The organism is Cytobacillus gottheilii, from assembly GCF_001636345.1.
GTDB classification, from domain to species: domain Bacteria; phylum Bacillota; class Bacilli; order Bacillales; family Cytobacillaceae; genus Cytobacillus; species Cytobacillus gottheilii.
Map to the genome: position 1 here is coordinate 181340 of NZ_KV440945.1, position 19476 is coordinate 200815.

14 protein-coding genes and 1 rRNA gene (1 of these 15 running past the window's edge) are annotated in these 19476 nt (G+C 40.4%); 6 read left to right on the forward strand and 9 right to left on the reverse strand.

The window, feature by feature from the left end; translation table 11 throughout:
* From A6754_RS00975 to dnaA, 9 genes are all read right to left on the reverse strand, one after another.
* Positions 1-1431 (reverse strand): 16S ribosomal RNA (locus A6754_RS00975); it reaches 119 nt to the left of the window's first position.
* Between the two features lie 523 nt (positions 1432-1954).
* Positions 1955-3046 carry an HD-GYP domain-containing protein gene (locus tag A6754_RS00980; RefSeq protein ID WP_257297379.1) on the reverse strand — a complete coding sequence of 364 codons (1092 nt, stop codon included), beginning with the start codon at positions 3044-3046 and terminating at the stop codon, positions 1955-1957.
* A 92-nt stretch (positions 3047-3138) separates the two neighbouring features.
* Positions 3139-5694: a DNA gyrase subunit A gene (gene gyrA, locus A6754_RS00985; protein WP_066441844.1), complete on the reverse strand. Its 2556-nt coding sequence runs from the start codon at positions 5692-5694 to the stop codon at positions 3139-3141.
* A 92-nt stretch (positions 5695-5786) separates the two neighbouring features.
* Positions 5787-7709, reverse strand: coding sequence for a DNA topoisomerase (ATP-hydrolyzing) subunit B (gene gyrB / locus A6754_RS00990; protein ID WP_066441846.1), 1923 nt, complete (start codon positions 7707-7709; stop codon positions 5787-5789).
* An 82-nt stretch (positions 7710-7791) separates the two neighbouring features.
* Complete coding sequence (remB, locus tag A6754_RS00995) at positions 7792-8040, reverse strand: extracellular matrix regulator RemB (protein ID WP_066441848.1); 249 nt, start codon at positions 8038-8040, stop codon at positions 7792-7794.
* A 9-nt stretch (positions 8041-8049) separates the two neighbouring features.
* Complete coding sequence (gene recF / locus A6754_RS01000; protein ID WP_066441850.1) at positions 8050-9168, reverse strand: DNA replication/repair protein RecF; 1119 nt, start codon at positions 9166-9168, stop codon at positions 8050-8052.
* Between the two features lie 15 nt (positions 9169-9183).
* Complete coding sequence (gene rlbA, locus A6754_RS01005) at positions 9184-9396, reverse strand: ribosome maturation protein RlbA (protein WP_066441853.1); 213 nt, start codon at positions 9394-9396, stop codon at positions 9184-9186.
* Positions 9397-9669: 273 nt separating this feature from the next.
* Positions 9670-10806 carry a DNA polymerase III subunit beta gene (gene dnaN / locus A6754_RS01010; RefSeq protein ID WP_066441857.1) on the reverse strand — a complete coding sequence of 379 codons (1137 nt, stop codon included), beginning with the start codon at positions 10804-10806 and terminating at the stop codon, positions 9670-9672.
* Between the two features lie 295 nt (positions 10807-11101).
* The gene (dnaA, locus tag A6754_RS01015) at positions 11102-12448 is read right to left on the reverse strand and encodes a chromosomal replication initiator protein DnaA (RefSeq protein WP_066441864.1); all 1347 of its coding nucleotides are present in this window, start codon (positions 12446-12448) and stop codon (positions 11102-11104) included.
* A gap of 879 nt (positions 12449-13327) precedes the next feature.
* Between dnaA and rpmH the strand changes: the two genes are divergently transcribed.
* The 6 genes from rpmH (at position 13328) to mnmG (ending at position 19467) form a co-directional block, all read left to right on the forward strand.
* Positions 13328-13462: a 50S ribosomal protein L34 gene (gene rpmH / locus A6754_RS01020; RefSeq protein WP_066441866.1), complete on the forward strand. Its 135-nt coding sequence runs from the start codon at positions 13328-13330 to the stop codon at positions 13460-13462.
* 245 nt (positions 13463-13707) lie between these two features.
* Positions 13708-14079, forward strand: a complete 372-nt coding sequence (gene rnpA, locus A6754_RS01025) for a ribonuclease P protein component (protein ID WP_066451230.1) — start codon at positions 13708-13710, stop codon at positions 14077-14079.
* A gap of 238 nt (positions 14080-14317) precedes the next feature.
* On the forward strand, positions 14318-15106 hold the full coding sequence (gene spoIIIJ, locus A6754_RS01030; RefSeq protein ID WP_066441872.1) for a YidC family membrane integrase SpoIIIJ: 789 nt from the start codon (positions 14318-14320) through the stop codon (positions 15104-15106).
* Positions 15103-15729 (forward strand): RNA-binding cell elongation regulator Jag/EloR, encoded by a 627-nt coding sequence (jag, locus tag A6754_RS01035; RefSeq protein WP_066441874.1) that lies wholly within the window; start codon positions 15103-15105, stop codon positions 15727-15729. Before spoIIIJ ends, jag begins: the two co-directional genes overlap by 4 nt.
* A 349-nt stretch (positions 15730-16078) precedes the next feature.
* On the forward strand, positions 16079-17464 hold the full coding sequence (gene mnmE / locus A6754_RS01040) for a tRNA uridine-5-carboxymethylaminomethyl(34) synthesis GTPase MnmE (protein WP_066441877.1): 1386 nt from the start codon (positions 16079-16081) through the stop codon (positions 17462-17464).
* Between the two features lie 113 nt (positions 17465-17577).
* Positions 17578-19467 (forward strand): tRNA uridine-5-carboxymethylaminomethyl(34) synthesis enzyme MnmG, encoded by a 1890-nt coding sequence (mnmG, locus tag A6754_RS01045; protein ID WP_066441879.1) that lies wholly within the window; start codon positions 17578-17580, stop codon positions 19465-19467.
* Positions 19468-19476 lie beyond the last annotated feature (9 nt).

Sequence of the window (19476 nt, forward strand, 5' to 3'; positions counted from 1 at the left end):
CAAACTCTCGTGGTGTGACGGGCGGTGTGTACAAGGCCCGGGAACGTATTCACCGCGGCATGCTGATCCGCGATTACTAGCGATTCCGGCTTCATGCAGGCGAGTTGCAGCCTGCAATCCGAACTGAGAATGGTTTTATGGGATTGGCTAAACCTCGCGGTCTTGCAGCCCTTTGTACCATCCATTGTAGCACGTGTGTAGCCCAGGTCATAAGGGGCATGATGATTTGACGTCATCCCCACCTTCCTCCGGTTTGTCACCGGCAGTCACCTTAGAGTGCCCAACTGAATGCTGGCAACTAAGATCAAGGGTTGCGCTCGTTGCGGGACTTAACCCAACATCTCACGACACGAGCTGACGACAACCATGCACCACCTGTCACTCTGTCCCCCGAAGGGGAACGTCCTATCTCTAGGAGTGTCAGAGGATGTCAAGACCTGGTAAGGTTCTTCGCGTTGCTTCGAATTAAACCACATGCTCCACCGCTTGTGCGGGCCCCCGTCAATTCCTTTGAGTTTCAGCCTTGCGGCCGTACTCCCCAGGCGGAGTGCTTAATGCGTTTGCTGCAGCACTAAAGGGCGGAAACCCTCTAACACTTAGCACTCATCGTTTACGGCGTGGACTACCAGGGTATCTAATCCTGTTCGCTCCCCACGCTTTCGCGCCTCAGCGTCAGTTACAGACCAGAGAGTCGCCTTCGCCACTGGTGTTCCTCCACATCTCTACGCATTTCACCGCTACACGTGGAATTCCACTCTCCTCTTCTGCACTCAAGTCCCCCAGTTTCCAATGACCCTCCACGGTTGAGCCGTGGGCTTTCACATCAGACTTAAAGGACCGCCTGCGCGCGCTTTACGCCCAATAATTCCGGACAACGCTTGCCACCTACGTATTACCGCGGCTGCTGGCACGTAGTTAGCCGTGGCTTTCTGGTTAGGTACCGTCAAGGTACCGGCAGTTACTCCGGTACTTGTTCTTCCCTAACAACAGAGTTTTACGATCCGAAAACCTTCATCACTCACGCGGCGTTGCTCCGTCAGACTTTCGTCCATTGCGGAAGATTCCCTACTGCTGCCTCCCGTAGGAGTCTGGGCCGTGTCTCAGTCCCAGTGTGGCCGATCACCCTCTCAGGTCGGCTACGCATCGTTGCCTTGGTGAGCCGTTACCTCACCAACTAGCTAATGCGCCGCGGGCCCATCTGTAAGTGATAGCCGAAACCATCTTTCAGCTTAAGGACATGAGTCCAAAAGCATTATCCGGTATTAGCTCCGGTTTCCCGAAGTTATCCCAGTCTTACAGGCAGGTTGCCCACGTGTTACTCACCCGTCCGCCGCTGACTTCAGGGAGCAAGCTCCCATCTGTCCGCTCGACTTGCATGTATTAGGCACGCCGCCAGCGTTCGTCCTGAGCCAGGATCAAACTCTCCAAGAAAGAGTTGATTAGCTCTTGTGTACATAATGTACATTGTTGATTCCGAAGAATCTTTTTTAAAACGTTGACGTTTTATTGTTCGTTCAGTTTTCAAAGAGCAATTTTATTAACTCCGCCGCTCAGAAGCGACTTTATTAATATATCATGTATGCATTTCAATGTCAACAAGTTTTTTGAATTCGTTTTTTTAATGCGTCTTTCTTGCTGACTTGAATTATTATATCAGCATAAAACCTATATAGCAAGGGGTTTTTTATATTTTTTTTATAAAACATTGTTGTGATTATTCTAACCAGCAAAACCTCTAAGTTAAGCCTTTTGGGGCTGATCTTCCCTATTATATTTAATCTTTTTAAGTTTGTTCCATAACTGCTGTAAAAGATAAGGGAAAGACCTAGAGGGTTAGTCTAAGAACGGCAGCATCAGAGAAATTAATAGATAGTCAGTCGAATGATTTTATTGGTGAGCTATAAACGCAAATCCCAATTGGTGCTATTTCCGTAAAAAAACCGCCTATGGCGGTTTATGATAAAACTTCCTCTATATATATCTGACGATGACGCTCCAAGTGAATAATTTCTCCTGAATCATCCAGCTTAACGAGTGGTCTTGTTGGAGACTTTTCCTCATTAAACAGCACATGAGCTACTTGTCCATCTGATAGCTTAACTTTACTGCCAACTGAAAAATTCATCATTCCTGCTGAAACTGCTTGAATAGCCGAAATATCATATTTTCCAAAGCTATCCTCGAGAAGTAACTCTAATACTTTAAAAGGAGATTGTTTTCTCCTATATTGCCGTTGCGAGGTCATAGCATGAAATACATCTGCAACTGCAATAATTCTGGCAACTTCATTCACTTTCTGATCACGGTCCCCAAGCGGATAGCCGCTGCCATCCAAACGTTCATGATGCTGAATGATTCCAGTCTTGGTTAAATCACTTAAAGAGGAGATATTTTGTATCATCTTATAGCTATAAATCGAATGCCTTTTAATCTCATCAAACTCCTCAGCTGTGAGAGATCCCTTTTTATTTAAAATGGAGGGCTTAATCTTCGCCATTCCGCAATCTGACAAACAGCCACCTAAAGCCAATTGAATGATTTTTCCTTTTTCCATGTTTAGTTTCTTGCCTATATATGCACTAATTGTTCCAACAGCTACTGCATGCTGATAAATATAATGTTCCTCTGTAGACAAATGGTACAGTGAAAAAACATCTGCTGATGTCGCTTCATCCAACTTTTCTATAAGTGGCAGCATAATATTCCTAATTGCTTGAATTTCTACCGGCATACCGGATTGCCAGCTCTTAAATTCCTTCTCATATTGCTGAGCTGCATGAAGAAAAAGAGTAAACAAGTTCTTATTCTCATCATCTATATGTTCTAACGCTGCAAGCTCATCTCTTATATTTAATGGGGGAGTGAATGGCAGCCCATTTACGAGGGTACTGGCTACATTTACCTCTTTAATGAGGAAAGCCTCTAATACATTCATAATTTCCCTTGTAACGACTGAATTTTTACTTATGATTGGCCGATTAGATAGACTAAACACATCTTCGGTTAAGATACAGCCTTCTTGGAGATCTTCAATCTTAATTTGCACCACTATACACCTCGGTAATTAGTTATAACAATAGTTTACTTTATTTCCATAAAAAAGAGGAACACATTTTTGTGTTCCTCTCAACATTTAGATTACTCTTCACCATCATCCGTGACATCATCGGTAGGATCTTCAGCAGAATCTACATTAGGATCTTCAATATAATCATCACTATTTTCTAATGGTTTTGTCAGTTCATCTTCGGATTTTTCTTCGTCCTTTTCAACTTTAGCTACTGTTGATACAGACTCATCTACATTTTCATCAAGACGGATCAATCTAACACCTTGAGTGTTACGGCCCATAGTCGAAATATCACCTACAGCCATCCGGATGAGAACTCCGCCAGTTGTAATAAGCATAAGATCTTCTTCACCGGTAACTGCCTTCATCGATACGAGGCTTCCGTTTTTCTCCGTAATATTGCATGTCTTAATTCCTTTACCGCCACGGCCCTGAACACGGTAATCCTCGGCCGGTGTGCGTTTTCCGTAACCCTTTTTCGTAACAATTAGAATCTCTGTATCTTCTTCCAGGACTTCCATTCCAACAACGGTGTCATCTTTGCCAAGTGTAATCCCTTTTACCCCCGTCGCAGTTCTGCCCATTGAGCGGACATCCTCTTCAGGGAAGCGAATCAGCATTCCATTGCTTGTACCAATGATGATTTCTTTTGTGCCATCCGTAAGTTTAACAGAAATAAGCTCATCATCTTCACGCAAATTCAATGCAATTAATCCATTATTTCGGATATGGGCAAAAGAAGACAACGGTGATCTTTTTGAAATTCCCTGTTTAGTCGTAAAGAATAAGAACCAATCGTCTACAAAATCCTCCACTGGAATAATGGCATTAATCCATTCATCCTTTTCAATGCCTAGGAGATTGATAATCGGAATTCCTTTAGCTGTACGGTTATATTCAGGAATCTCATATCCTTTTGAACGATATACTTTTCCTTTGTTTGTGAAGAATAGAATCGTATCATGTGTAGAGGTTGTAATGAGATGTTCAACAAAGTCATCTTCATTTGTACCCATTCCCTGAATTCCTCTGCCTCCGCGTTTTTGTGCGCGATAAGTAGAAACAGGAAGACGCTTAATATAGCCTTTATGTGTTAACGTTAAGACAATATTTTCCCGAGGGATTAAGTCTTCATCCTCAATCATTTCAAGTCCGCCTGATACAATTTCAGTACGGCGTGTATCATTAAAGCGATCTTTAATCTCAAGCAATTCTTCACGGATGATTTCAAGAACCTTTTCTTCATCAGCTAATATTGCTTTTAATTCAGCGATCAAAGCAAGCAGGTTAGCGTATTCTTCTTCGATTTTCTCACGCTCTAAACCTGTTAAACGCTGCAGTCGCATATCTAAGATAGCTTGAGCTTGCTTTTCTGAAAGATTGAATTCTCTCATTAAGCCTTCGCGGGCAATATCTGTCGTTTGTGAGCTGCGAATTAAGCTAATAACTGCATCCAGATTATCAAGAGCAATTCTTAAACCTTCTAAAATATGGGCTCTTGCCTCTGCTTTTCGCAATTCGAATTCTGTTCTGCGGCGAATGACGACTTGCTGATGATCCAAATAATACTGAAGACACTGCTTAAGGTTCAGCACCTTCGGCTGGCCATCAACAAGTGCAAGCAAGTTGATCCCGAAGCTTGTCTGCAGAGCTGTTTGCTTATACAAATTATTCAACAGGACATTTGCATTGGCATCTCTTCTTACTTCAATCACAATCCGCATGCCGTTACGGTCAGATTCATCTCGTAAATCAGTAATTCCATCAATCTTTTTATCTCGAACAAGTTCAGCAATTTTTTCGATAAGTTTTGCTTTATTTACTTGATAAGGAATTTCATTAACAATAATTACTTCTTTGCCGTTTGATTTCTCTTCGATTTCTACCTTTGCACGAAGTGTGATGGATCCGCGGCCAGTTTCATATGCTTTACGGATTCCGCTTCTTCCTAAAATGAGACCGGCAGTTGGAAAATCCGGACCTGGGATAATTTCCATTAACTCAGGCAGTGAAATCTCAGGATCCTTACTGATCGCTAAAACGCCATCAATCACTTCTCCAAGCTGATGAGGCGGAATATTTGTTGCCATCCCTACGGCAATTCCTGATGTACCATTTACTAATAGATTAGGAAAACGGGCAGGAAGCACAACCGGTTCTTTTTCCTCACCATCATAGTTGTCCTGATAATCAATCGTATCTTTATTGATATCGCGCAATAGCTCCATTGAAATCTTGGACATGCGAGCCTCAGTATAACGCATCGCTGCAGCGGAATCGCCATCAACTGAACCAAAGTTGCCATGTCCATCAACAAGCATATAGCGGTAGTTAAAGTCCTGCGCCATCCGCACCATTGTCTCATAAACAGCTGAGTCACCATGCGGGTGATATTTACCGATTACATCCCCGACAATACGGGCGGATTTTTTATAAGGCTTGTCCGAATGCATTCCGAGGTCATGCATAGCATATAATATTCTTCGATGAACAGGTTTAAGCCCGTCTCGGACATCTGGCAATGCACGCGAAACGATAACACTCATCGCGTAACCAAGGAATGATTCGCGCATTTCCTCGCTAATATTTCTTTCTTTAATTTGGGACCTTGGCGTTTCAGCCATTTAAAGAACCTCCCTTTACTAAGGACCTATGACCCTTAATTGTTTTATATGCCAGCTATGTAAAAGCAGGATAGAATTTCTCTATCCCGTTTTTATATATCTAAGTTTTTAACGTATTGCGCGTTTTCTTCAATGAAGTTACGGCGCGGTTCTACTTTATCACCCATTAGAATTTCAAACGTTTCGTCCGCCTCAATAGCATCCTCAAGACTTACTTGAAGCAATGTGCGTGTCTCAGGATTCATCGTTGTTTCCCATAACTGATCAGGATTCATCTCTCCAAGACCTTTATAACGCTGTACATTTGGCTTTGGTGCGCTTGGCAAACTGCTCATGACCGCATCAAGCTGGGCATCATTGTAGGCATATTCAATTTTCTTTCCTTGCTGTATTTTATAAAGCGGCGGCTGTGCGATATAAATATAGCCAGCTTCAAGAATTTGTCTCATATAGCGGTAAAAGAATGTTAACAGCAGTGTGCGGATATGAGCTCCATCCACGTCGGCATCTGTCATAATAACGATCTTATGATATCTTGCCTTGGCAATATCAAAATCTTCGCCAATGCCTGTTCCGGCAGCAGTGATCATAGCACGAACTTCATTATTAGATAAAATACGGTCTAATCTAGCCTTTTCAACATTTAAAATCTTTCCGCGCAGAGGAAGGATCGCCTGGAAGTGACGGTCACGGCCTTGCTTTGCTGAACCGCCGGCAGAGTCACCCTCAACGATATACAATTCTGAAATAGCGGCATCCTTAGAAGAGCAATCCGCTAATTTCCCCGGCAGACTGGATACTTCAAGTGCACTTTTTCTTCTTGTAAGCTCTCTTGCTTTTTTAGCAGCTAAACGGGCTCGGGCAGCCATTAGCCCTTTTTCAACAATTTTACGGGCAACAGATGGGTTTTCCATTAAAAATTTCTCTAGCGTTTCAGAGAAGATGGTATCTGTCGCAGCACGCGCCTCTGAATTCCCCAATTTTGTTTTGGTTTGTCCTTCGAATTGCGGATCGGGATGTTTAATGGATACAATCGCTGTAAGTCCTTCACGGACATCTTCACCAGACAGATTGGCATCATTATCTTTAAACACACCATTTTTACGCGCATAGTCATTAATGACCCTAGTCAGCGCTGTTTTAAAGCCAGATTCATGCGTACCGCCCTCATACGTGTGAATATTGTTGGCAAACGAATAAATATTGCTTGTATAGCTATCGTTATACTGCATGGAAACTTCAACAGCAATGCCTTCACGTTCACCTTCAATATAAATCGGTTCTTCATGCAATACCTCTTTTGAACGGTTTAAATGCTCAACATATGATTTAATTCCGCCCTCATAAAGGTATTCACTCTTTTTATTTTCAACACGCTTATCTTCAATCGTGATTTTTAATCCTCTATTCAAGAAAGCAAGCTCTCGAATTCTGTTTGCAAGTGTTTCATAATCGTACTCTAATGTTTCCTGGAAGATCTCGCTATCAGGCTGAAAATGAATAACAGTACCGGTGTGATCTGTTTCACCGATGATCTTTAAATCTTCAGCAGGAACACCACGGTGGAATTTTTGGTAGTGAATTTTGCCGTCACGGTGAACATGCACTTCAAGCATCGTTGATAAGGCATTTACTACAGAGGCACCTACACCATGCAATCCGCCTGATACTTTGTATCCTCCGCCGCCAAATTTACCCCCAGCGTGAAGAACGGTTAAAATAACCTCCACAGCCGGACGTCCCATTTTTTCATGTATACCAACAGGAATACCCCGTCCATTATCAATAACAGTTATACTATTATCACTTTCGATGATTACGTTTATCTCTGAACAAAAGCCGGCTAATGCTTCGTCAATACTATTATCAACTATTTCCCAGACTAAATGGTGAAGACCCTTCGCACTGGTCGAGCCGATATACATTCCTGGTCGTTTTCTTACAGCCTCTAAACCTTCGAGAACTTGTATCTGATTCTCATCATATGATTGCTGCTGCATGGCCTCTTGCTCCATTGACACATCGATCACCTACACTTTCCATCACTTACTTCATTTTTTAAAATCTATATATTAAGAATGACAAATGCCAATCGAATTAAAATTCCGCTACAGTCATTTTTCCTGACCGCCTTTTTAACGTACTGGATGACAGCGGAGAAAAGTATACTTTTTCGGTTGTAATCACAACCGATTTAAAACCGCTTTTCGAAAGATTAACGGCTTCGCTCTCATAACGGCGCAAAAACTCTTCTGCGTACGGAGAAGAGCTCGAGCTTTCTTTATCAATTATGGCTACAATATCCTTGGCACGAACTAACACATCTTCACCAACATGAATGTACAAACTATCACCTCATTGAATGATTTTTATCGTCCCTGCTTCCACATTAAAAGCTGCAGCTTCCTTCAATGTCTGATGATCGATCCCATCTACACTTGTTGTAGTAACGAAGGTTTGTACCTTCCCCTGTATGGTGTTTAATAAATGTGACTGCCGATAGTCATCCAGCTCTGATAAAACATCATCAAGCAGGAGGATCGGATATTCCCCAATTTCAGCATGTATAAGTTCAATTTCAGCGAGTTTGACAGATAAAGCGGTTGTCCGCTGCTGTCCTTGTGATCCGAATGTTTGAACATCACGATCATTTACAAAAAAAAGCAGGTCATCACGGTGGGGACCAAACATGGTCATGCCACGATCTATTTCTCGCTTTTTAACTTGGAAGAATTTTTCTTCGTATACCTCTATCATTTTCGACAAGTCTTGCTGTTCTGATACGTCTGCTGATGGTTTGTACTTTATTTGCAGTGTTTCAAGTCCTCTCGAAATGCCTTCATGAATAGGAATTGCCCATTTTTCCAGAAGGTGGAGGAATTCATACCGTTTTTTGATGATCTTTACAGCTGCAGCAATGAACTGCTCTGTTAAGATTTCTAGCATCGTTTCATCTGTCTGCTTCCGGGTCTGCAGTAATTTCAGATAATGATTCCGCTGCTGCAGCACCTTTTGATATTGGCTCACTGCATGCAAATAGACTGGTGACACTTGTCCAATTTCCATGTCAATAAAACGACGCCTTACTTGAGGGCTCCCTTTTACTAAATGGAGATCTTCTGGCGCGAACATAACTACATTCATATTTCCGACATATTGGCTCAATTTCTGCTGTTCCAAATGGTTGCATTTAGCTTTTTTTCCTTTTTTGGAAATCACCAGCTGCATGGGAAGCGGACCGCTGCTTTTCTGAATCTTACCTTCTATTTTAGCATATTCTTGATCCCAGCGAATAAGATCTTTGTCATTTGAGGTTCGGTGTGATTTTGCCATGGCTAAAACATAAATCGACTCCATCACATTGGTTTTCCCCTGTGCATTTTCCCCTAAAATGACATTTACTTTATTTTCAAAACTTAATTCCAATTGCTCATAATTCCGATAGTTTTTTAATTGCAGCTGCTCTATATACATAGGCTACATCCTTAATTAATCCGTTACAACAAACGAACCATGACCAGGTATCTCAATGGCATCTCCGGCTCTAAGCTTTCTGCCGCGGCGCTGATCCTGTTCTCCGTTTATATAAACTTCGTATTCACTTAGAAACCATTTGGCCATCCCGCCTGTTTGAATGACGTCTGCTGCTTTTAAAAACTGGCCAAGTGTAATATACTCTGTATCAATTTTTATTTCCGTCATACTTTCACTCTTTCTTATGAACTGACTTGAATGGATGATCTGCCCAATATATAAACAAGGATCATATTATGCATCTAATATTTTATTGTACTAAATAATTGCTCGATACACAAAAAAAGTTAAACAAATAATCCATTCTTCATAGCTGGAAAAGAATTTCCCCCGCTTTTGTATTCGAAAAGCATGTTTTACACTCCTGCATATCTCTTCTGAAAGAAAAAATAAAACTGCCGGAATGATACCGGCAGTCCAATCTGCTTAAGGCTTTTTATTTTAATATGTTCTTACAGGAAGGATCAGCTGTAGGATTGAATCATCATTTAACGGTTTTATAATAAACGGCCTCATTGCTCCAGTGAAACTAATATTAATATCCGTACCCTCTAATGTTTTTAAAGCATCCATCATGAATTTAGCACTAAAAGATATCTTTAGATCCTCTCCTTCAATGGATGAACTCTGCACTTCTTCTACTACGTTTCCGATCTCAGGCGTATTGGAGGAAATCTCCACAACATTATTTTCAATGATTGAAAATTTAACAACGTTGTTTCTTCCCTCTCTAGCCAGAAGGGAGGCACGATCAATAGCCTGTAAAAACTCCTTCGTTTGAACGACTACTTCTGTTTTGCTGTCAGTTGGAATCAGTCTTGAAGTATCAGGGTAGTTTCCTTCAAGCAATCTAGAGAAGAATAGTAGGTTCTCTGCTTTAAATAATACCTGATTTTCTGTAATGACGATTTCCACCGGTTCATTTTGGTCATCAAGAATTTTACTCAATTCATTTAAACTTTTACCAGGAATCACCACATTATAAGAATCATCCGCAATGGTTTCGATTCTTGCTTTTCTTAAAGCGAGCCTGTGACTATCTGTTGCAATACAGATTAATTCCCCATCTTCAACCTTCCAGTTTACACCTGTCAAGATAGGGCGTGTTTCTGAGGTGGACACTGCAAAGACTGTTTGTCTGATCATTGCTTTTAAAAGGTCTGTCGGTATTTTAAATATATTTTCTTCCTCAATTTGTGGAAGATGAGGATATTCTTCTGCATCAAGCCCATTTAAGTTAAATTCGGAATTACCGGAACGAATGACTGTCTGCAAATGATTTTCAACGCGGATCTCTACTAAATCTGTCGGTAATTTCTTAACAATCTCACTGAAGAACTTTGCTTGAAGAACAATAGCTCCAGGCTGAATAATTTCAACGACTTCCTGATCATTCTCCTGAGCTGGAATAAATGATTCAATGGAAATATCAGAATCACTGCCTGTTAATGCTACTCCTTCTTCATTTGCTACAAGTTTAATTCCCGTCAAAATGGGGATCGTCGTTCTGCTTGGGACAGCTTTCATTACATCTTGCACACTTTGAACAAGACGATCACGCTGGATGATAAATTTCATTTGAGATTCCCTCCGTTTTTAAGCATATTTAGCAAGCTAATGCATATATATATTTATTTAAAAGATTTTTTAGAAGTACTAGTAGGGCCTGTTAGTATGTGGATAACTGCATTTTTGAAAGGAAATACAGCCTATCCACATGTGGACAGACTGTGAGTAATGAATGCAGAGTTATGCACAATTATTGTACTCTTTCTGGCTTAAAAGAAAGGAAGCAGTCCAGGAAGAGAATCTAATCTGTTCTCAGAATAAACAGCAAGCATTGAAAAAATGGCTGCTTTGGCTGAGAGCCAATTTATACTTTTAGCATGTCATTTATTTCTTTAAGCTGCTTCTGAAATTGAGCATCTGTCTGCAGCATTTTAGAAATTTTTTCATGAGCATGGATTACGGTCGTATGATCGCGGCCTCCAAATTCTTCACCAATTTTAGGCAGAGAAAAATCAGTCAGCTCTCTAGAAAGATACATGGCAATCTGGCGTGGAAATGCCACTGACTTTGTCCGTTTTTTCGCAGCAAAGTCTTCTAATTTCACATTAAAATATTCTCCAACAATTCGCTGGATTTCATGTATAGTTATAACTTTTGGCTTTGAGCTTGGAATAATATCCTTTAATGCTTCTGCCGCTAAGTCTGCATTAATGTCTTTATTAATAAGTGATGAATAAGCAACAACACGTATAAGTGCACCCTCAAGTTCACGAATATTGGAGTCAATCTGATTGGCGATATAAAGCATGACTTCGTTAGGAATATCGAGCCCTTCTGCTTTAGCCTTTTTGCGTAAAATAGCAATTCTTGTTTCAAGATCAGGAGGTGTAATATCCGTTATAAGACCCCATTCAAATCTTGAACGCAGCCTGTCCTCCAGTGTTGGAATCTCCTTAGGAGGCCGGTCACTTGAGATGACAATTTGTTTACTTTCTTCATGTAAGGTATTAAAAGTATGGAAAAATTCCTCTTGAGTCGATTCTTTTCCAGCAAGAAACTGAATATCATCTATAAGCAAAACATCTACTTTTCGATATTTATTGCGAAAATCGATGGCTTTATTATCACGAATTGAATTAATAAACTCATTTGTGAATTTTTCAGAAGATAGATACACGACTTTTGCCTTCGGATTATGATCGAGTACATAATGGCCAATGGCATGCATTAAGTGGGTTTTACCTAACCCAACGCCCCCGTAAATAAATAAAGGATTATATGCTTTAGCAGGAGCTTCTGCCACAGCAAGAGATGCCGCATGCGCAAAACGATTTCCTGACCCAATAACAAATGTATCAAATGTATTTTTGGTATTTAACATATTAAAAAGCGGTTCTGGCTGTTCGTCTTCGGTAATTCTTTTTTTGGCCGGTACTGGCAGATCATCCTCTTCTTCATTCTGATTTTGAGGGATGATGAACTTAACTCCCAGCTCCTCACCAGTCAAATCATATAAAATACCGGATATTAACTGGGAATAGCGCTCTTCCAGCCAATCACGGGCAAATTCATTAGGAGCTTTTATAACGAGCGTGTCTCCTTGAAGAGAATGTGCTTTCGTAGACTTTAGCCATGTATCAAAGCTTGGCTTGCTGATTTTCTTTTCAATATTAGACAACGCTTGATTCCAAAGATCCTCAATATTCTCCAATGTTTTCCCTCCTTTGCCGTTCGTTTCGTGCACAAAATGGCAGGCTATTAGTGCTTCTAACCTATAAATTTATAAATATACGAAACTGTGTATGTGGAAAAATATATAATAAGGAAGTATAGTGGAATTTCGACAGTATCCACTGCCTGTGGACAAAGTTTTACAATGGGCTTGGATAACCTGTCCACATGTTATCCACAATCTGTGGATAAAGAAGATATTCACAGTGTGTTATTAAGTGTGAAAACACAAATATGATAACAGATAATAATAGACGTTGCAATGTTTTTTAAACTGTTATCCACAAGGTTCAGATCATGTGTACAAACATTGTCCACAGGTAGTGTTTTTGTGAAAAACCTGTCTATATGTGGTGTGGATAACATAAAAATTGTCGAAAATTCATCCACAAACAAAAATGAACACTAAATGCATGTTTTTTGTTCAATAGACTAATTGTGTAAGGAGCATGTTTCAGTGCAAAGAAATATGTACAAATATCAACATGCGAAAAAAGCGATCCAATGTCTTATCAATATGATCTGTTCTTCTTTTAATAAAAGGGGGATTTCAACCATCAGCATTAATTCTGAAGTATTAACCGTAATCTTGGCTTGCTAATTGGAGAACAGTCTTAATGGTGTCTAGTAAGAGGATGTCTTAACTGCTGAATTTTATTCACAAAAAAGCTCAGATCGCGGCTCCAGATGACCAAAAGAAAAAAAAGAAAAAATTTGCAGATGACATTTCGGGAAAAAAAGGTTAAAATTCTAAGGTATGTATTTTACAAGCTGAATGTGGAGTTGACATCCTAGGGGTGTCATCTATATAATTAGAAAGACTGTCTTAAACAGCTATTCCTCAGGGAGGTGTCATATAATGAAAAGAACTTTTCAACCAAATAAGCGTAAAAGAAGTAAAGTTCACGGATTCCGCAGCCGTATGAGCAGCTCGAACGGACGTAACGTCTTAGCTCGTCGCCGCCGTAAAGGAAGAAAAGTATTATCTGCTTAGGCCACTGAAACGTCAGTGGTCTTTTTTCTACTATCCTGAAAATTTCAGGATAAATCAAAATGTAAATATAAATGAAGTTCAAAATATATATCATTAAAGGAATGGCTATACTAGAACCAGTGATCATTGCTGTGATCATCAAAATCTGGATCAATATGCTTCGTTATCGTTCTCTGCTTTTATGGAGATAAAGAGAATAGAGGTAGAGAGGTAGCTGAGCTTTGCATGAAGAAGGTGTAAATGACATGAAAAAAGAGTTTAGAGTAAAGAAGAATAAAGAATTTCAGAATGCCTTTAAAAAGGGCAAGTCATTTGCAAATCGGCAATTTGTCGTTTATTCCCTAAATAAAAGCAGCCAGGAGCATTTTCGCATTGGTTTGTCAGTCAGTAAAAAGCTCGGCAACGCGGTAAAACGAAATCAAATTAAACGTTATATACGCCAAGTTTTTCACGAATTAGACGGCGAACTGAAAAATGATATCGATTATATTATCATTGCCAGAAAGCCTGTTGCTGAAATGGATTTCCATGAAGTGAAAAAAAGTCTAATCCATGTTTTAAAGCTATCGAGAGTTTTGGATCGAAGCTACAATGGTAATAATGCAAAAAAAGAATAGTTCAGGATTTCTCTTTTAATATAGTAAGACTTATATTGTAAAAGATGTTAAAATACAATACATATGGCCAGTTGTTCAAAGATAAGAAAGTGTAAATGAGGAAGTTAAATTTTATCTAAGATAGAATTAGGGTCAGAATTTACGCATATTCTTGTGGAAGGCGAACTTTTTGCCCTGGTTGGACAGGCTTGAGATAGAAAAAATAACTATGTACTTGGCATTAAGGAGGAAAAAACGCTTGAAGAAAAGAATACCGTTAATAATTGGTTTAATTCTTGTAACAGTACTATTATCAGGCTGTACAGAATTTAATGAACCGATTACATCTGATAGTGAAGGATTCTGGAATGAATACATTGTTTATCCGCTTTCTCTTTTTATTGTAAAAGTTGCTGAATTCGCTGGAGGAAGCTATGGATTGTCTATTATTATTGTTACAATCCTCATCCGTTTATTGATTTTGCCATTAATGATTAAGCAAACAAGAAGCTCTAAAGCGATGCAGGCTCTACAGCCGGAAATGCAGAAGCTGCGTGAAAAATATAGTTCAAAAGATCAAAAAACACAGCAAAAGCTTCAGCAGGAAACAATGGCTTTATTCCAGACTCATGGTGTAAACCCATTAGCTGGATGTATGCCGCTCTTTATTCAGATGCCGATTTTAATAGGCTTCTACCATGCAATTTCCCGAACAAGAGAAATTGCAAACCATAATTTCTTATGGTTTGACCTAGGTGCACCAGATCCTATTTATCTCCTGCCGTTAATTGCAGGCTGTACAACATTCATTCAGCAAAAGATGATGATGGCTGGTACACAGCATACACCGCAAATGGCTGTTCAAATGAATATGATGCTTTGGCTAATGCCAATCATGATTGTTATTTTTGCGATTAACTTCCCAGCAGCACTTTCATTATACTGGGTAGTCGGAAATATCTTCATGATTATCCAAACATATTTCATTAAAGGTCCGGATTTGAAGAAAGCAGCAGTATCCGGAAATGCAGGAGGAGCGAAAAAGTGAACGAAATAACTGCTACAGGACAATCCGTCACGGAAGCAGTAAACTCAGCACTAGCTCAACTAAACACAACGAAAGACCGCATAGATATTACGATCATTGATGAAGGCAAGAAGGGGATATTTGGAATTTTCGGTTCCCGGCCAGCAGTTGTGAAAGCTGTTAAGAAGCCAGATCCAATAGAAGAGGCAAAAAAGTTCTTATTGGATATAGGTGAAAAAATGGGCGCGCTGATCGAAGTAGAAGTGAAACAAGACGGAAAAAATGTCCAATTTATATTATCTGGAGATAAAATTGCCATCTTGATCGGTAAAAGAGGACAAACCATTAATTCACTGCAATATCTGACACAATTAGTGATCAATCGATATTCTAATCAGTATTTTAATGTCTTGCTTGATGCAGAGGATTACCGCAAGCGTCGAAATGATACATTGATACAGCTGGCTGAAAGACTTGCTTCTAAAGCTGTTCATACTGGTCAAAAAATTGCACTGGAGCCAATGCCTTCTTATGAACGCAAGGTGATACATTCGGCACTGGCGGGCAATAGAAAGATTAAAACCTACTCAGATGGCAATGATCCGCATCGTCATATTGTCATTGAACCATTTAAAACGAGATAAAAAGCAGACCTCAATCTTTATGGATTGAGGTTTTTTTGCGTGAAAATAAAGCTTTAGTTCTTTCACTTGATAACGAGCGTTCTATTTTTTCGTGCAACCATTTCTGTGGATGATTGGAATTGTTAATTCTATTTCCGTTTTATTGTTATTCACATGTGGATAAGTTAAAATAGAGCATATCAAAAAGACGATTTGTGGATAAAATGACGGTGTATAAGCTGTAGCTCTGTGGACAATTGAATTTGTTTGCTTTTCTAATAGATATGGATATGATATGCTGAACTTTTGGGAAATAAAATTTCATTTGATCTTATAGATAGTTTAGGAATAAAGAGAGGTGAACAAAATGATGGAATTCGATACAATTGCAGCTATTTCGACGCCAATGGGGGAAGGCGCCATCGCGATTGTCAGATTGAGCGGTCCGCAGGCCTTTGAAATTGCAGATGTACTATTTAAGGGTGTATCCGGGAAAAAGGTTAAGGAAGTTCCCACGCACACGATCCATTATGGCAATATCATCGATCCCGGCACAGGACAAGTTGCCGAAGAAGTGATGGTCTCTGTTATGAAGGGGCCAAAGACATTTACAAAAGAGGACGTAGTTGAGATTAATTGCCACGGCGGACTTGTATCTGTCAACCGTGTTCTTCAGCTGCTTCTTAACCATGGTGCCCGTTTAGCGGAGCCTGGGGAATTTACCAAAAGAGCTTTCTTAAATGGGCGGATTGACTTGTCGCAAGCTGAAGCAGTTATGGATCTTATCCGCGCAAAAACGGATAGAGCGATGAATGTTGCCTTAGGACAAATGGAAGGCAGATTATCGAAGCTGATTAGAGGGTTAAGACAAGAAATCTTAGAAATTCTGGCCCATGTCGAAGTCAATATTGATTACCCGGAATACGATGATGTCGAAGAAATGACCCATCAAATGCTGCTTGAAAAATCCGCGATTGTTAAAAAGGAAATTGAAAAACTGCTGAGAACTTCACAGCAGGGCAAAATTCTTAGAGAAGGCCTATCAACAGTGATCGTTGGCCGTCCGAATGTCGGTAAATCCTCCCTGCTAAATAGTCTCGTACACGAAAACAAGGCGATTGTTACAGATATTCCTGGTACTACCCGTGATGTCATTGAGGAATATGTTAATGTGCGGGGAGTTCCATTGAGGCTGCTCGATACAGCAGGCATTAGAGAAACTGAGGATATTGTAGAACGAATCGGAGTAGAAAAATCGAGACAGGTTTTAAAGGAAGCTGATTTACTTCTGCTTGTCTTGAATTACTCAGATGAACTCAGTGTGGAAGATGAGAATCTTTTCAAAGCTGTCGAAGGCATGGATGTGATTGTGATTGTTAATAAAACGGACTTGCCAGCAAAAGTTGATATGGACAAGGTTCGAACATTAGCAGGAAATCATAAACTTGTGACGACTTCTTTATTGGCAGAGCAGGGCGTGGATGAATTAGAAGAAGCGATTGCCAGTTTATTTTTCAGCGGCTCGATTGAAGCAGGCGATATGACGTATGTTTCAAATACACGCCATATTGCATTATTAAATCAGGCACTCAACACCATTAATGAGGCCATACAAGGTGTTGAAATGGGTACACCAATTGATATTGTTCAAATTGACCTGACAAGAACATGGGAGCTGCTTGGGGAAATCATTGGAGACAGCGTTCATGAAAGCTTGATCGATCAGCTCTTCTCTCAATTCTGCTTAGGAAAATAGGAAACATAATAAAGATAAGAATTAAGAACTTTGTCTAGCAGCAGCACCTAGCCAGTGATCCATTGTCGGGGCTGAGCAAGGCGCTTGCGCTTTTCTAAATAGGAGGTAAGAACATGCCGTATGAGGCAGGGAATTATGATGTAATTGTCATTGGTGCTGGGCATGCAGGTGTTGAAGCTGGGTTGGCTTCAGCACGTTTAGGTGCTAAAACGCTGATGGTTACAATCAATTTAGATATGGTTGCCTTTATGCCGTGTAATCCATCGGTTGGTGGACCCGCTAAAGGAATCGTTGTTAGAGAGATTGATGCATTAGGTGGAGAGATGGGAAGAAATATCGACAAAACCCATATCCAGATGCGGATGTTAAATACAGGTAAAGGTCCGGCCGTTCGGGCATTAAGAGCACAGGCAGATAAATTTACCTATCAGCATGAAATGAAAAAAACGATGGAAAACGAAGAGAACCTGACGCTAATTCAAGGAATGGTTGAGCGTTTAATCGTTGAGGATGGCGTATGTAAAGGTGTCATCACACAAACGGGTGCTATTTATCAGGCAAAATCAGTTGTTATTACGACAGGAACCTTCCTGCGCGGCGAGATTATTTTAGGAGAACTGAAATATTCAAGCGGACCGAACAATCAGCAGCCATCCATTAAACTTTCAGAGCACTTGCAGGAACTTGGCTTCGATCTTGTTCGTTTTAAGACGGGGACACCGCCTCGGGTAAACAGCAACTCGATTGATTACAGCAAAACTGAAATACAGCCAGGTGATGACGTACCTCGTGCTTTTTCTTTTGAAACAACAAAATATATTACAGATCAGCTTCCATGCTGGCTGACTTATACAAATGAACAGACACATATGATCATTGATGACAATCTGCATCGTTCACCGATGTATTCAGGCATGATTAAAGGAACGGGCCCGCGCTATTGTCCTTCAATTGAAGACAAGGTAGTCCGATTTAACGACAAGCCGCGCCATCAAATCTTCCTAGAGCCTGAGGGCAGAAACACTCAAGAGGTTTATGTGCAGGGATTATCAACAAGCTTGCCTGAGGATGTTCAGCATAAAATCCTTAAGACCATCCCAGGTCTTGAAAATGTACAGATGATGCGTCCCGGCTATGCAATTGAATATGATTCCATTGTACCGACACAGCTATGGCCGACACTTGAAACGAAGAAGATTAAAAACTTATATACGGCCGGTCAAATTAACGGTACATCGGGTTATGAAGAAGCGGCTGGCCAAGGGTTAATGGCAGGAATGAACGCCGGTTTAAATGCAATTGGCAAAGAAGAAGTGATATTAAGCCGTTCTGATGCTTATATTGGTGTACTAATTGATGATCTTGTGACAAAAGGGACAAATGAACCTTACCGTCTATTGACTTCACGTGCAGAATATCGTCTGCTGCTGCGCCATGATAATGCGGATCTGCGCTTAACTGAACTAGGTCATAAGGTTGGATTAATTAAAGAAGATCGTTTTGCTCGTTTCACAGCGAAAAAGCAAGCAGTAGAAACAGAAAAAGAACGTCTTAAAACAGTGATGATCAGACCAACAGCACAAGTTCAGGAGCTGATTCAATCACTTGGCGGCAGTGAGCTTAAGGATGGTATCCGCGGGGCTGACCTGCTAAAGCGTCCTGAAATGAACTACAGCCATATCAATCAGCTTGTGCCTGCAGATGTACAGCTTGATGCAGATGTGACCGAGCAGGTAGAAATCCAAATTAAATATGAAGGTTATATTGAAAAATCTCTTCAGCAAGTAGATCGGCTGAAAAAGATGGAAAATAAGAAAATCCCTGAGAACATTGATTATGAAGCCATTCATGGTTTAGCTTCTGAGGCGAGACAGAAATTAAAAGAAGTTCGGCCGCTTTCGATTGCACAGGCATCAAGAATTTCCGGCGTCAATCCGGCGGATATCTCCATCTTACTTGTTTATTTGGAGCAAGGCAGAATTGCAAAAATAGCAAACGACTAATCTGCTAGT